The following is a 15,625-nucleotide window of genomic DNA, read 5'->3' as shown; positions in this document are numbered from 1 at the left end:
AAAATATGTCACATCAAAATAAAGAATTCAGTATATCCAGTTGGGCAATAGACAACCGAGTTACGGTTTATATTTTTACCTTTCTGATTGTTGTTACAGGGTTGATTGCCTATGTAACAATGCCGCGTGAAGATTTTCCAGAAATTATTGAAAACAAAGTATACATTTCTTCTGTTTTCCCAGGAAATTCAGCCGAAGACGTTGAAAAATTAATTATAAAACCTCTTGAAAAAGAAATCAAAAACATCAGTAATGTCGAAAAAGTTACTGCAAGTTCTTTTCAGGATTATGGAATGATAATCGTTGAGTTTGGTGACAAAGTAACCATTGAAGAAGCTAAAACTAAAATCAAAGACAAAGTTGATATTGTAAAAGCCGATACCGATTGGCCAAATTTAGATAACGGCAGCAAAGTTGAACCAAGTGTTTTTGAGCTTAACATTTCAGAAGAAGTTCCAATTTTAAATATAAATCTTAAAGGAAATTACACTACACAACAACTTAAAAAATATGGTGAAAAACTAGAAGATGATATTGAAGAAATACCTGAAGTAAAACAAGTTGACATTTTAGGTGTTGATGACAAAGAAGTAGAAATTGCCATCGATATTTTCAAAATGACAGCTGCTCAAGTTTCATTTGATGATATTCAAAATGCCATCAAATATGAAAACATGACACTTTCTGGCGGAAATTTAATTTCTCAAGGTTCAAGAAACAACATTAGAATTGTTGGTGAAATTAAAGATCCAAAAGAATTAGAAAATGTAATTGTAAAATCTTTTGGTGGAACAGTTTACTTAAAAGACATCGCCAAAGTAAGTTTCAAAGAAAAAGAAAAAACAACTTATGCTCGCGAAAGCGGAAAAGAAGTTGTGATGTTGAATGTTAAAAAACGTTCAAACCAAAACATGATTTCTGCTATTGAGCAAGTAAAAGAAAAAATAAAATCAGCTCAAGAAAATTATTTACCAAAAGATTTATCTATTGAATTAACCAACGATCAATCATCAAGAGTTGAACATCAGGTAGATGAACTTTCAAACCACATTATTTTTGGTATTGTGTTGGTAATGATTGTTCTGATGTTTACCATGGGATTAAGAAACTCATTGTTTGTTGGAGCAGCAATTCCTTTGTCGATGTTGATGGCATTTACCATTTTGAATGCTTTTGGATTAACGCTTAACACAATGGTTCTTTTTGGATTAGTTATGGGATTAGGTATGTTGGTTGACGACGGAATTGTGGTGGTTGACAACGTTTTTGCAAACATGAAAAAAGGAATGCCCAGAGTAAAAGCTTCAAAAATTGGAATTGGAGAAATTGCTTGGCCAGTAATTTCATCAACTGCAACAACTTTAATGGCTTTTTTACCATTTGCACTTTGGCCTGGAACAATGGGTAAATTCATGATTTATTTCCCAATGACTTTATCGGTTACACTTGGTGCTTCGTTATTCGTTGCAATGATTGTAAACGCAGCTATGACTGGTGGTTCAATGGATATTGAAGATAGAAACGTAACCAAAAAATCGGCAAAATTATACTCTATTATTTTTGCTGTAGTTGCAATTATTTTCATCATTATTGGAAACGTTAACGATTCAAAATTAGCGAGAGCAATTGGACATTTAGCCGTTATTTCATTAGGTTTAATGTGGTTGTACAAAATTAAATTATACCAATGGACACAAGACTTTCAACATAGTTTCTTTCCAAGAATGGAAGAAAAATACAAGCGCTTTTTAGCTAAAGTTTTAACAGGTCGAAATGCTTGGTTTGCCTTAGCAACAATTATCGGAATGTTATTTTTATCATTCATTTTACTTGGAATTTTCCCTAGAAAAGTATTGTTTTTCCCAGATAACATTCCAAATCAAGTAATTGCTTATGTAGAATATCCTCAAGGAACTGATATTGAAAAAACGAATAAAGCAACATTATTTGTAGAAGATCAAGTGATTGATATTATGAAAAAATATATCGATCCAAAAACTAATGATAACTTCTTAGCTGAAAGTATTGTTTCTCAAGTTGGTGTTGGAGCTGGAAATCCTAATGTTGATGCTGGTTCGGCTTCAGAAACTCCATTTAAAGGAAAAGTTACCATCAATTTTTCAGAGTTTAAGTTTCGTAGAGGAATAAATACCGCTGATGTTTTAGAGGAAATTCGCGGAAGAGTTAAAGGAATTGCTGGTGCAAAAGTAACTGTTGAAAAAGATTATAATGGTCCGCCAGCTGGTTATCCTATTAGTATTCAATTAACAGGTTCTGATTATGATCAAATGATTGCGCAAGCAGACAAAATTATTGATTACATTGACAGTAAAAAAATACCTGGAATTGAAAAACTAAACGTTGACGTTAACAAACAAAGTCCTGAATTAGAAGTAATGGTTGATAGAGTAAGTGCTGGAAGTGTTGGCGTTACTACTGGACAATTAGGATTCAATTTACGTCGTTCGGTTTATGGTCAAGAAATTTCAACTTATAAAGAAGGTGATGATGACTATAACATTACAATGCGTTTACAAGAAGATCAACGCAAAAACGAAAACATTCTTTTCAATCAATCAATTACTTTTAGAAACCAAAATAATGGACAAATTGTTCAAGTGCCAATTTCGGCTGTTTCAGAAACAGAAAAGAAATTTACTTATAATCAAATAAAAAGAAAGAATTACAAAAGAATTCTAACGGTTTATTCAAATGTAATTACAGGTTATAATGGTGATGAAATTACAAAACAAATTGAAACTGAATTAAAAGGTTATCAATTACCAAAAGGAATTACGTATTCGTTCTCTGGAGTTCAAGAAGAACAAGGGAAAAATCAAAGTTTCTTGATGTATGCTTTATTCCTTGCTATGGCTGGAATTACAATTATTATTGTATTACAATTTAATTCTGTTTCTAAAACTATTGTAATTTTATTTACTGTATTACTAAGTTTCAGTGGAGTTTTCTATGGTTATGTAATTGCTAATATGGATTTCGTTGTCCTTATGACAATGATGGGAATTATTTCATTAGCAGGAATTGTAGTGAAAAATGGAATCGTATTAATGGATTTCTTTGTATTACTTTTAGATGAAAAAGTGAGACTTAAAGGTGTTGAAACTCATGATGATTTATCACTAGATGAAATTAAAGAAGTAATTATAGAAAGTGGAAAATCACGTTTAAGACCAGTGTTATTGACTGCATTAACAGCCGTACTTGGATTAATTCCTTTAGCAATTGGTTTAAACTTTGACTTCTTTGGTTTGGTAACTGATTTGAATCCACATTTATATATGGGTGGAGACAATGTTATTTTCTGGTCGCCATTAGCTTGGACTATTATTTTCGGATTAACATATGCTACAGTTTTAACTCTAGTAATGGTTCCAGTAATGTTCTTCTTGGTAAAAAGAACAAAACATTGGCTTAGAGATAGACGTTTAAGAAATGCCTAAAACAAAAAAAGGAACTCAAAATGAGTTCCTTTTTTTTATGTAAATTAAATTTAATATTAATTTCTGTTCACTAATGCTTGTTGTGTCCAAGCTTTAATATTTTCTATTTTACTTTTAGAATAATCTACTTCACTAAGTGATTTGTCATTCCAAAAAAACCATTTTCCAGTTTTTTCACCATTGATGTATTCACCTATTGATTTCTTGTTTCCATTTTCATCATAAGAAACCCATTGACCTGTCAACTTTCCATCTTTAAAAAAGCCTTCTTGTTGAACTTGTCCGTTTGCATAATAATATGTTGCTTTAACTAGGTCGTCTTTTTGCTCTAAAAAAGGTTTAGCTTCTTGGGCAAAAGCAAATCCTGTAAGTAATACTGCTGCTAAAATCATTGTCTTTTTCATATCGTAGGTTTTATTTATTTATAATTACATAACAAATATATAATTTAATTTACAATAAACAAACTTTTACTTAACAATTTCGTAACATTGAAATAACATTTAACTTTATTTAAAGAAAAAACCACGCAAATGCGTGGTTTTCTTATCATTAAATTGATTTAAAATTATTTTAAAAATCCTTCTAATTGTTCTTTTAACTTTGGACTTGATGGTCTTAAAGCATCAGCATCAATAACTTTTCCTGTTGGATCAATTAAAATAAATCGAGGAATAGAATTTATTCCAAACGCTTTTATAAAATCAGAGTTCCAGTTATTATCTGCATATAATTGTTTACCGCCAAGTGATTTTTCAGTTACAAAAGATTTCCATTTTTCATAATCTTTTTGAACATCAACAGAAATACTAACAAATTCGATGTTTTTTCCATGCATACTTTCCTCTAAAGCTTTTAGAGATGGAATTTCAGCTCTACATGGTCCGCACCAAGTTGCCCAAACATCAATATAAACATACTTCCCTTTCAAACTTTCTAAAGAAGTTTTTCCTCCAGCATGATTTTCATAATCAAAATTTGGTGATTGTGTATTGTTCAGTTTCTTGTTAGCAGAAATTTGAGTATAATATTGAGATAATCCCATTAAATTCATTTCAATATTTTTCTTCTGAAGCTCAACAAATTTTGCATCCAATCCTGCAGATTCAAGTTTTTTAAAATCATTTGTTTTTTTCTCATCAAGAGCTTTTTTAAACCCTTCGCTATCCATTGTCAATACTTCTTGATATGGATATTTTTCCTCTTCCATAGCAGATTGAGCTAAAAAATTGTTCTCTTTTGAACCTTTACCTTCAAATTTTATAGTTTCATCAAACATTGATGCATCCATTGTCATTTTTAAGTTATAACCATTTTTTAAAAATAACTGAGCATATTCTGCTCCATCAAATAATTGATACATTCCTTCTTTTACTGGAAAAGTAGCTTTAAAATTTCCTTTTTCGTCAACTTTTATTTCTTTTATGATTATTCTGTTGTCTTTTATAAATAAAATATCTCCATTCTTGTTTATAATCTTTGCTTCAAAAGTCATTGTTTCTTGTGCAAAAGAAAAAGTTGCCATTAAAACAAATAGTAACGAACTAACAATTTTTTTCATTTTTATTAAGTTTTTTAAATTGAATCTCAAATATAATTTTTTTCTTAATTACAATCTACTATTTAACAAAATATTCTACTCTATAAATTGATTTAAGTTTTTTACTTTTGCAAAAAATTTATTCTAATGTATAGAAGTCACAATAATGGCGAATTAAACGCTGCGTTTATTAATAAGGAAGTTACACTTGCTGGATGGGTTCAAAAATCTCGCGATAAAGGATTTATGATTTGGGTTGATTTGAGGGATAGATACGGAATTACGCAATTAATTTTTGACGAACAACGCACTGATAAAGCAGTTTTTGAAAAAGCAAAATCGCTTGGAAGAGAATTTGTCATTCAAGTGAAAGGCACTGTTATAGAACGTGAGTCTAAAAACCCAAATATGCCAACAGGCGACATTGAAATTTTAGTTTCTGAACTTACTATATTGAATGAAGCACTACTTCCACCATTTACTATTGAAGACGAAACCGATGGCGGCGAAGACATTAGAATGAAATATCGTTACTTAGATATTAGAAGAAATCCTGTAAAAAACAGTTTGCTTTTCCGTCATAAAGTAACAATGGAAGTTAGAAAATACCTTTCGGATTTGAATTTTTGTGAAGTTGAAACTCCATATCTAATAAAATCTACTCCAGAAGGTGCAAGAGATTTTGTTGTTCCAAGCAGAATGAATGAAGGACAATTTTATGCTTTACCACAATCGCCACAAACTTTCAAGCAATTATTGATGGTTGGTGGAATGGATAAATATTTTCAAATTGTAAAATGTTTTCGTGACGAAGATTTACGTGCCGACAGACAACCTGAGTTTACTCAAATCGATTGTGAAATGGCATTCGTTGAACAAGAAGATATTTTAAATGTATTTGAAGGTTTAACACGTCATTTATTGAAAGAAATCAAAGGCATTGATGTAACAGAATTTCCGAGAATAACATACGATTACGCCATGAAAACCTATGGTAACGACAAACCAGATATTCGTTTTGATATGAAATTTGGAGAGTTAAATGCTGTTGCCCAACATAAAGATTTTGGTGTATTCAATTCGGCTGAATTAGTTGTTGGAATTGCTGCTCCTGGATGTGCATCTTACACTAGAAAAGAAATTGACGCTTTAATTGATTGGGTGAAACGTCCTCAAGTTGGTGCAAGCGGAATGGTTTATGTAAAATGTGAAGAAGATGGAAGTTACAAATCATCCGTTGATAAGTTTTATGACCAAGAAGATCTAAAAAAATGGGCAGAAATAACCAATGCAAAACCAGGTGATTTAATTTTAGTTTTATCTGGAAATGCTGACAAAACCAGAACACAACTATCTGCTTTACGTATGGAAGTGGCAACTCGCTTAGGTTTAAGAAAACCTGATGAATTTGCTCCGCTTTGGGTTGTTGATTTTCCATTATTAGAATGGGATGAAGAAAGCGGACGTTATCATGCAATGCATCATCCGTTTACTTCTCCAAAACCTGAAGATTTTGAACTAATAACAACAGAACCAGGTAAAGTTCGTGCTAATGCCTATGATATGGTGTTAAACGGAAATGAAATTGGTGGTGGTTCAATAAGAATTCATGATAAAGAATTGCAAAGTAGAATGTTTGATTTATTAGGTTTTTCAAAAGAAGAAGCCGAAAATCAATTTGGTTTCTTAATGAATGCCTTCCAATTTGGTGCACCACCACATGGTGGTTTGGCTTTTGGTTTGGATAGATTAGTTGCCATTCTTGGTGGTCAAGAAACCATTCGAGATTTTATTGCTTTCCCTAAAAATAACTCTGGTCGCGATGTAATGATTGATGCTCCATCAATAATTGACAACAAACAATTAGAAGAATTACACATAAAATTGAAATAAAAGTAAAAATTATTAATTACTATTAAATTCACATTTTTTTAAGAAGCAATTGTTGAAAAATTTAAAAACAATTGCTTTTTTTATTTCAAATTTGAGGATATTTCTATTTTTTTGATAAAAACAATACAATTAATTCTAAGATTTGATGAAAATTTTGCAATTATTTAACACTGAAATAGTTGTTATCTCACAAATAAATTTATCTTTGAACATTATTAATTATTTTTTTATTACAAAATGCGAACAGGCACAGTAAAATTTTTTAACGAATCAAAAGGTTACGGGTTTATTACAGACGACGAAACTGGAAAAGACATTTTTGTACACGCGTCAGGTGTTCAAAACAACTCACTTAACGAAGGAGACAAAGTTTCTTACGAAGAAGAAGAAGGAAGAAAAGGTAAAATAGCGGCACAAGTTACCCCTATCGAAGACTAATATATATTATTTTTTGAATACCTAGAATGAATTAACGTCTCGAAAATATTTTCGGGACGTTTTTATTTATAATCAATTTAAATAAGCTGTTTTTAAAGAAGATATTACAAACGTTTAGTTATTGTTTCTTGCGTTTTAATTATTGCGATGTATATTTGTACTGTTTTAATTTTTAACCCAATTTAAGGTTATGCAATCCAATCAATTAGATTATTTACCAATCCTAATGCAAGCTGGTTTAGCCATAGGATTTGTAGTCTTAACTATCATTGGCTCAAGTTTTTTGGGACCAAAAAGGCATTCAAAAAATAAAGATAAAAATTTCGAATGCGGAATTGAATCAATAGGAAATGCTCGAATTCCATTTTCTGTAAAATACTTCGTTGTTGCAATTCTTTTTGTTCTTTTTGACGTAGAAGTAATTTTTCTATACCCATGGGCAATCAATTTCAAAGAACTTGGAATGGAAGGAATGGTGAAAATGGTAATCTTTATGGCTCTTTTATTGGTTGGTTTCTTCTACATCATTAAGAAGAAAGCCTTAGAGTGGGAATAAAAAACAATTTGCTATGAGTACTACAAAACCAAATATGGTTGCTCCGCCAGAAGGAGTTGTTGGCGAAGGTTTCTTTGCTACAAAATTAAATGACGTTGTTGGGTTAGCCCGAGCTAATTCTCTTTGGCCATTGCCTTTTGCAACATCTTGTTGTGGAATTGAATTTATGGCAACCATGGCATCACACTATGATTTAGCACGTTTTGGTTCAGAAAGAGTAAGTTTTTCTCCAAGACAAGCTGATATGTTAATGGTTATGGGAACTATTTCAAAAAAAATGGCTCCAATTCTTCGTCAAGTTTACGAACAAATGTCCGAACCACGTTGGGTAATTGCTGTTGGAGCTTGCGCAAGTTCTGGAGGTGTTTTTGATACGTATTCCGTTTTACAAGGAATTGACAAAGTAATTCCAGTAGATGTTTACGTTCCGGGTTGTCCACCAAGACCAGAACAAATTGTTGATGGTGTTATGCAACTTCAAGAGTTAGTAAAAAACGAATCAGTTAGAAGAAGAAATTCTCCAGAATATAAAGAACTTTTAGCTTCCTATAATTTATAAAATGGCTTTAGAAACAACTTATATACAAGAAAAGCTTTCAAGCAAATTCGGAAACAAAGTATTGAATTTCGAAATGCAAAGAGATATTTTTTCTTTTGAAGCCACTTCAGACATCATTCATGAAGTGATAAAAACATTAAAAGAGGATGAATCTTTAAATTTTCATTTTCTAACGGATTTAGCAGGAATTCATTTTCCAGATAATGACGATGAGCACCAATTTTCAGTTGTATATCAATTACATAATTGGATAGAAAATGTTAGAATAAGAGTTCGAACATACTTGCCTGAAAATCCTGAAATTCAAACAATAACTGATTTGTTTTTATGTTCAAATTGGATGGAAAGAGAAGCTTGGGATTTTTATGGAATCAATTTTATTGGCCATCCTCAATTAAAACGTATTTTAAATATGGATGAAATGGTTTCTCATCCTATGCGAAAAGAATTTCCTCTTGAAGATAGCGGAAGAACAGATAAAGACGACCGATTCTTTGGTAGAACGGTTGCAAATAAATAGAATAAATAATTCAACATTATAAAATGTCAGTAGAATCAGAATTATTATTAACACCAGAACATCGATTTGCAAAAATAATTGAGCAAACTCGAAATGAAGACGGCAGCGAATTATCGATATTAAACTTAGGGCCAACGCATCCTGCAACTCACGGAATTTTCCAAAACATTCTTTTAATGGATGGAGAGCGAATTGTTGATGCCGAACCGACTATTGGTTATATTCATCGTGCTTTTGAAAAAATTGCTGAAAATCGTCCTTTTTACCAAATCAATGTTTTAACAGATAGAATGAACTATTGTTCATCGCCAATTAATAATATGGCTTGGTGGATGACAGTTGAAAAATTATTAAACATCGAAGTTCCAAAACGTGCTCAATATCTTAGAGTTATCGTAATGGAATTAGCTCGTATTACTGACCATTTGATTTGTAATTCAATCCTAGGTGTTGATACTGGTGCTTACACTGGATTTTTGTATGTATTCCAATTCCGTGAAAAAGTTTATGAAATCTATGAAGAAATTTGTGGTGCTCGTTTAACTACCAATATGGGAAGAATTGGAGGTTTTGAAAGAGAATGGTCTGAAGAAGCATTCAGAAAATTAAATGTTTTCTTAGAAGAATTTCCAGTTGCTTGGAAAGAATTTGAAAATCTTTTTGAAAGAAATAGAATCTTTATCGATAGAACCGTTGATGTTGGTCCAATTTCAGCCGAAAAAGCAATGCAATATGGATTTACTGGACCAAATCTTCGTGCTGCAGGAATAGATTATGACGTTAGAAAAGCGGCTCCGTATTCTTCATATGATGATTTTGAATTTGATGTTCCAGTTGGAAAATCAGGTGATACCTATGATCGTTTTTGCGTAAGAAATGCTGAAGTTTGGGAAAGTTTACGCATTATTCGTCAAGCTTTAGACAAATTACCAGAAGGTCCAATCCATGCTGATGTTCCTGATTATTATTTGCCTCCAAAAGAAGATGTATACACTAATATGGAAGCTTTAATTTATCATTTCAAAATTGTAATGGGTGAAGTTCCTGTTCCAATTGACCAAATTTATCATGCTGTTGAAGGCGGAAATGGTGAATTAGGTTTTTATTTAATTTCAGACGGAAGTAGAACACCATATCGCTTGAAAATGAGAAGACCTTGTTATATTTATTATCAAGCTTACACCGAGATGATTAAAGGCGGAATGTTATCAGATGCCATCGTAATTTTATCAAGTTTAAATGTAATTGCTGGCGAATTAGACGCTTAATAATTATGGAGAAAACACATCACACTCAAGAAATAAACATGACCGAATCATTGATGAATAGAATCAATGAATTAATTAGTCATTATCCTGAAGGAAAACAAAAATCTGCTTTATTGCCTGTTTTACATGAAGTTCAGGATGCTCATGATAATTGGTTAAGTATTGAATTACAAAATAAAGTTGCTGAAATTCTTCAAATTCAACCTATTGAAGTTTACGAAGTAGTTACTTTTTATACCATGTTCAACCAAAGACCAATCGGAAAGTACATGTTTGAGTTTTGTCAAACATCACCTTGTTGTCAAAATGGAGTTGAAGATTTAATGGATTATACTTGTGAAAAATTAGGCGTTAAAGTTGGCGAACCAACTTCCGATGGTCAGTTTGAAATTCGTGGTGTAGAATGTCTTGGAGCTTGTGGTTATGCGCCAATGATGCAGTTAGGTGATTTTTATCAAGAGCATTTAACCAAAGAAAAAATTGACCAATTAATCGAAGATTGCAAAGAAGGAAAAATCACTTTACACGATAAATAATATCATGGGAAGAAAAATATTATTAGACAAAATAAACGTTCCAGGCATCAAAACCTATGAAGTCTATCGCAAAGAAGGTGGTTATGCTTCTGTAGAAAAAGCTTTGAAAAAAATGACTCCTGATGAAGTAGTTGAAGAAGTTAAAACTTCTGGACTTCGTGGTCGTGGTGGCGCTGGTTTCCCAGCTGGAATGAAATGGAGTTTTATTGACAAAAAATCTGGAAAACCACGTCATTTAGTTTGTAACGCTGACGAATCGGAACCAGGAACTTTTAAAGACCGATATTTAATGGAGTACATTCCGCATCTTTTGATTGAAGGAATGATTACATCAAGTTATGCTTTAGGAGCAAATCTATCCTATATATACATTCGAGGTGAATATATGTGGGTTTACAAAATTTTAGAAAAAGCAATCGCCGAAGCAAAAACAGCTGGTTGGTTAGGGAAAAATATTTTAGGTTCTGGATACGATTTGGAATTGTATGTTCAAATTGGTGGCGGAGCTTATATTTGTGGTGAAGAAACCGCTTTAATTGAAAGTTTAGAAGGAAATCGTGGAAATCCTAGAATCAAACCTCCATTTCCTGCTGTTCAAGGACTTTGGCAAAATCCAACAGTAGTAAATAATGTAGAAACAATTGCTGCTGTGCCATGGATTGTAAATAATTCTGGTGCTGATTATGCTGCTATCGGAATTGGTCGTTCAACTGGAACTAAATTAATTTCTGCTTCTGGAAATATCAAAAATCAAGGTGTTTTTGAAATCGATTTAGGTTTGTCGGTTTATGAATTCATGAATTCTGATGAATATTGTGGTGGAATGCAAACTAATCGTCCATTGAAAGCATTAGTTCCTGGCGGAAGTTCTGTTCCAATTTTACCCGCAAATTTAATTTATAAAACTGCTAATGGTGAAGATAGATTAATGACTTATGAAAGTCTTTCTGATGGTGGTTTTGCTACAGGTTCAATGTTAGGTTCTGGTGGATTCATTGTTTATGATGACCGAGCTTGTATCGTTAGAAATACATGGAATTTCGCCCGTTTTTATCATCATGAATCTTGTGGACAATGTACACCTTGTCGTGAAGGAACAGGTTGGTTAGAAAAAGTATTATGGAGAATCGAAAACGGTCAAGGTCGTGAAGAAGACATTGATTTATTATGGAGTATTCAATCTAAAATTGAAGGAAACACCATTTGTCCTCTAGGCGATGCAGCTTCATGGCCAGTTGCTGCGGCAATTCGTCATTTTAGAGATGAGTTTGAATACCATGTTCGTTTTCCAGAAAAAATAAAAAATAGAGATCACTTTGTTGCTGAACCTTTTGAAAAAGTAAAGCATTTAGTAGCAAAACAAACCGTATAAAGTTTAGAATTTAAGAAATGAAAGTAACCATTGACGGTCAAGAAATAGATGTAGAACCAGGAACAACCATCCTGCAAGCTGCTCGTATGATTGGTGGAGAATCTGTTCCGCCAGCCATGTGTTATTATTCAAAATTAAAAGGAACTGGTGGAAAATGTCGTTGCTGTTTAGTAGATGTTACTAAAGGAAGCGATAATGATCCACGTCCAATGCCAAAACTAGTTGCTTCTTGTGTAACGGGTTGTCAAGATGGAATGGAAGTTGCCAGCAAAAAATCAGAAAGAGTTCGCGAAGCAAGAAATGCGGTGACAGAATTTCTTTTAATCAATCATCCATTAGATTGTCCTGTTTGTGATCAAGCAGGTGAATGTGATTTGCAAAACCTAAGTTTTGAACACGGAAAATTGCAACAACGTTTCATTGAAGATAAAAGAACTTTTGAACCTGAAAATATTGGTCCATATATTCAACTTCACATGAACAGATGTATTGTTTGTCAACGATGTGTTGAAGTTGCTGACCAGTTAACTGATGGTAGAGTTCATGGTGTTTTGAATCGTGGCGATCATTCACAAATTTCAACTTGTGTTTCTGCTGCAATTGACAATGAATTTTCTGGAAACATGATTGATGTTTGTCCTGTTGGAGCTTTAACAGATAAAACATTCCGTTTCAAATCAAGAGTTTGGTTTAACAAACCTTTCAACGCACACAGAGATTGTGATAAATGTTGTGGAAAAACAACTGTTTGGATGTTTGGAAATGAAATTCAAAGAGTTACTGCTCGTAAAGACGAATATCACGAAGTGGAAGAATTCATCTGTAATACTTGTCGTTTTGATAAAAAAGAAGTTTCTGATTGGGTAATTGAAGGACCAAGAAAGTTTGAAAAAGATTCGGTTATCAATCAAAATAATTATACCAGAAAATTAGATAAAGTTGTCATCAATACTGAAAAAGGCATTTTGGAAGGTAGAGAGATTGATCGTAAAAAAATCAGTATGGCTGAAATTGATTATAACGAAAAAATAGACGGAACTAATATAAATTCGAAGAAAAATGGATAGTGCGTTTATTATTGAAAAAAGTATTTTTATAGTTGTCATTTTTGCAATTACAATGCTAATGGCAATGTATTCTACTTGGGCTGAACGTAAAGTTGCCGCTTTTCTTCAAGATAGAGTTGGACCAAATCGTGCTGGTTGGGGCGGATTATTGCAACCACTAGCTGACGGAATGAAACTTTTTGCGAAAGAAGAGTTTGAACCAAATACACCTAATAAATTTTTATTTTACACTGGTCCAGCAATTGCCATGAGTACTGCTTTGATGACTAGTGCCGTAATTCCTTGGGGTGATAAATTAGAAATTTTTGGAAGAACAATAATTCTTCAAGCAACGGATATAGATGTATCATTACTTTATGTTTTTGGAATTATTTCTATTGGCGTTTATGGGATTATGATTGGAGGTTGGGCTTCAAATAATAAATATTCGTTAATGTCTGCTGTCCGTGCTGGTTCACAAATGGTTTCTTATGAAATTGCCATGGGATTATCAATAATTGCATTGTTGATGATGTCAGGAACTTTGAGTTTAAGAGAAATATCGATGCAACAAGCAGGAATGAATTGGAATGTGTTTTATCAACCGGTTGGTTTTTTAATCTTTCTAATTTGTGCTTTTGCTGAAACAAATCGTACTCCTTTTGACTTAGCAGAATGTGAATCAGAACTTATTGGTGGTTATCATACGGAATATTCGTCAATGAAAATGGGATTCTATTTGTTTGCTGAATATGCTAATATGTTTATTTCTTCAACCATTTTAGCAGTATTGTATTTTGGCGCTTATAATTATCCTGGTATGCAATGGATGACTGAACATGTCGGAATGAATATTGCCAATATCATCGGAATTGTGGTTTTATTTATAAAAATCTGTGCGTTCATTTTCTTCTACATGTGGGTAAGATGGACAATTCCAAGATTTAGATACGACCAATTAATGCATTTAGGTTGGAAAATATTAATTCCACTATCAATAATCAATATTGTAATAACTGGAATTTGCATTTTAGCTTTTAAATAAGAGAAAAAATATGTCAACATCTATTCAAAATATATCCTTATCAGGTCACAAAAAGGAAGTTTCTAATAAAGAAATGAATTTTTGGGAACGATTATATTTGGTAGCTATCATTAAAGGATTATTGATTACTATCAAACACTTTTTTAGAAAAAAAGCCACTATTCATTATCCTGAACAAGTTCGCGAATTTAGTCCGGTTTATCGTGGAAAACACACTTTAAAACGCGATGAATTAGGTAGAGAAAACTGTACAGCTTGTGGTTTGTGTGCGCTTTCTTGTCCTGCAGAAGCAATAACGATGAAAGCTGCAGAGAGAAAACCAGGTGAAGAAATGCTTTATCGCGAAGAAAAATACGCTGAAATTTATGAAATCAATATGTTGCGATGCATTTTCTGCGGATTGTGTGAAGAAGCTTGTCCAAAAGACGCTATTTACTTAACCCTTTCTAAAGAATTAGTGCCTTCTCAATATCACAGAGAAGATTTCATTTTTGGTAAAGATAAATTAGTAATGCCTTTGGAAGTTGCATTGGCTAATTCGAAAAAGATTCAATAATATGTCAACAGTACTAATTATATTTTATATACTTTCAGCGATAACTTTATCGACTGCTTTTTTGACCATTTATTCTCGAAGACCAATTCATAGTGCTATTTATTTAGTGCTTTGCTTCTTCTCTATTGCAGGTCATTATTTGTTGTTTAATGCTCAGTTTTTAGCATTAGTTCACATTATTGTTTACTCGGGTGCAATTATGATTTTGTTCCTATTTACTATCATGTTGATGAATTTGAATAATGAAGACGAAGTTCATAAACCAAGAATTACAAGACTTGGAGCAATTATCGTTTTCATTTTAATCAGCATCATTATGATTTCGGTTTTCATAAATTCTCGTACTTTCATGGGTGAATATGATGATACCGGAGTAGATTATCAATCGATTAAAGTACTTGGAAAAGTACTGCTTAACGAATATATGGTTCCATTTGAATTTGCATCAATACTATTACTAGTAGCAATGATGGGAACTGTTTTATTGTCTAAAAAAGAAAAATCAGGAAAATAATGGGAAATATTTTAAATCAAATTGGTATTGAAAACTACATTTTCCTGTCCGTATTACTGTTTTGTATCGGAGTTTTTGGAGTATTATACAGAAGAAATGCCATCATTGTTTTTATGTCGATTGAAATTATGTTGAATGCTGTAAACTTGTTATTTGTTGCTTTTTCAACCTTACATCAAGATGCCGAAGGACAAATTTTTGTGTTCTTCTCTATGGCAGTTGCTGCTGCAGAAGTAGCAGTTGGATTAGCTATACTGGTTTCTATTTTTAGAAATTTAGGTTCAATCGAAATTGATAAATTGAAAAACTTAAAAGGATAAT

The 15,625-nt window shown here is 32.3% G+C and carries 16 protein-coding genes; 14 read left to right on the top strand and 2 right to left on the bottom strand.

The genetic code is table 11. From position 1 onward, the window contains the following. Window positions 1-5: 5 nt before the first annotated feature. Window positions 6-3,461 carry an efflux RND transporter permease subunit gene (locus RN605_RS11175; RefSeq protein WP_313324843.1) on the top strand — a complete coding sequence of 1,152 codons (3,456 nt, stop codon included), beginning with the start codon at window positions 6-8 and terminating at the stop codon, window positions 3,459-3,461. A gap of 56 nt (window positions 3,462-3,517) precedes the next feature. Here RN605_RS11175 and RN605_RS11170 read toward each other — a convergent pair whose 3' ends face one another. Continuing rightward, complete coding sequence (locus RN605_RS11170; protein ID WP_313324841.1) at window positions 3,518-3,865, bottom strand: toxin-antitoxin system YwqK family antitoxin; 348 nt, start codon at window positions 3,863-3,865, stop codon at window positions 3,518-3,520. A gap of 164 nt (window positions 3,866-4,029) precedes the next feature. Further along, complete coding sequence (locus RN605_RS11165) at window positions 4,030-5,022, bottom strand: TlpA family protein disulfide reductase (RefSeq protein ID WP_313324839.1); 993 nt, start codon at window positions 5,020-5,022, stop codon at window positions 4,030-4,032. A 126-nt stretch (window positions 5,023-5,148) separates the two neighbouring features. Here RN605_RS11165 and aspS point away from each other — a divergent pair, with 126 nt between their 5' ends. The 13 genes from aspS to nuoK all read left to right on the top strand — a co-directional run bounded on the left by aspS (window position 5,149) and on the right by nuoK (window position 15,624). Continuing rightward, entirely contained in the window at window positions 5,149-6,894 is a 1,746-nt protein-coding gene (aspS, locus tag RN605_RS11160; RefSeq protein ID WP_313324837.1) for an aspartate--tRNA ligase, read from the top strand. Between the two features lie 237 nt (window positions 6,895-7,131). After that, entirely contained in the window at window positions 7,132-7,332 is a 201-nt protein-coding gene (locus tag RN605_RS11155) for a cold-shock protein (RefSeq protein WP_313324835.1), read from the top strand. A 190-nt stretch (window positions 7,333-7,522) separates the two neighbouring features. After that, window positions 7,523-7,888 carry an NADH-quinone oxidoreductase subunit A gene (locus RN605_RS11150; protein WP_313324833.1) on the top strand — a complete coding sequence of 122 codons (366 nt, stop codon included), beginning with the start codon at window positions 7,523-7,525 and terminating at the stop codon, window positions 7,886-7,888. A gap of 13 nt (window positions 7,889-7,901) precedes the next feature. Next, window positions 7,902-8,447, top strand: coding sequence for an NADH-quinone oxidoreductase subunit B (locus tag RN605_RS11145; RefSeq protein ID WP_171221031.1), 546 nt, complete (start codon window positions 7,902-7,904; stop codon window positions 8,445-8,447). A gap of 1 nt (window position 8,448) precedes the next feature. Beyond that, window positions 8,449-8,967, top strand: a complete 519-nt coding sequence (locus RN605_RS11140; RefSeq protein ID WP_313324828.1) for an NADH-quinone oxidoreductase subunit C — start codon at window positions 8,449-8,451, stop codon at window positions 8,965-8,967. Window positions 8,968-8,990: 23 nt separating this feature from the next. Beyond that, window positions 8,991-10,235, top strand: a complete 1,245-nt coding sequence (nuoD, locus tag RN605_RS11135) for an NADH dehydrogenase (quinone) subunit D (protein ID WP_313324826.1) — start codon at window positions 8,991-8,993, stop codon at window positions 10,233-10,235. Window positions 10,236-10,240: 5 nt separating this feature from the next. Then, window positions 10,241-10,771, top strand: coding sequence for a complex I 24 kDa subunit family protein (locus RN605_RS11130; RefSeq protein WP_313324824.1), 531 nt, complete (start codon window positions 10,241-10,243; stop codon window positions 10,769-10,771). 4 nt (window positions 10,772-10,775) lie between these two features. Then, the gene (gene nuoF, locus RN605_RS11125) at window positions 10,776-12,143 is read left to right on the top strand and encodes an NADH-quinone oxidoreductase subunit NuoF (protein ID WP_313324822.1); all 1,368 of its coding nucleotides are present in this window, start codon (window positions 10,776-10,778) and stop codon (window positions 12,141-12,143) included. A gap of 17 nt (window positions 12,144-12,160) precedes the next feature. Further along, the gene (locus RN605_RS11120) at window positions 12,161-13,210 is read left to right on the top strand and encodes a 2Fe-2S iron-sulfur cluster-binding protein (RefSeq protein ID WP_313324819.1); all 1,050 of its coding nucleotides are present in this window, start codon (window positions 12,161-12,163) and stop codon (window positions 13,208-13,210) included. After that, complete coding sequence (gene nuoH, locus RN605_RS11115; protein WP_313324816.1) at window positions 13,203-14,234, top strand: NADH-quinone oxidoreductase subunit NuoH; 1,032 nt, start codon at window positions 13,203-13,205, stop codon at window positions 14,232-14,234. The genes RN605_RS11120 and nuoH overlap by 8 nt, the downstream gene beginning before the upstream one ends. Before the next feature lie 10 nt (window positions 14,235-14,244). After that, the gene (locus RN605_RS11110) at window positions 14,245-14,790 is read left to right on the top strand and encodes a NuoI/complex I 23 kDa subunit family protein (RefSeq protein WP_313324814.1); all 546 of its coding nucleotides are present in this window, start codon (window positions 14,245-14,247) and stop codon (window positions 14,788-14,790) included. A 1-nt stretch (window position 14,791) separates the two neighbouring features. Then, a complete protein-coding gene (locus tag RN605_RS11105) occupies window positions 14,792-15,304 on the top strand; it encodes an NADH-quinone oxidoreductase subunit J family protein (RefSeq protein ID WP_313324812.1) in 513 nt (170 codons plus the stop codon). Beyond that, complete coding sequence (nuoK, locus tag RN605_RS11100) at window positions 15,304-15,624, top strand: NADH-quinone oxidoreductase subunit NuoK (protein ID WP_313324810.1); 321 nt, start codon at window positions 15,304-15,306, stop codon at window positions 15,622-15,624. Before RN605_RS11105 ends, nuoK begins: the two co-directional genes overlap by 1 nt. The last annotated feature ends 1 nt before the right edge of the window (window position 15,625 follow it).

This window comes from Flavobacterium sp. PMTSA4, from assembly GCF_032098525.1.
In the GTDB taxonomy this organism is placed as follows: Bacteria; Bacteroidota; Bacteroidia; order Flavobacteriales; family Flavobacteriaceae; genus Flavobacterium; species Flavobacterium capsici.
This window is presented reverse-complemented; position numbering and strand designations above follow the sequence as displayed.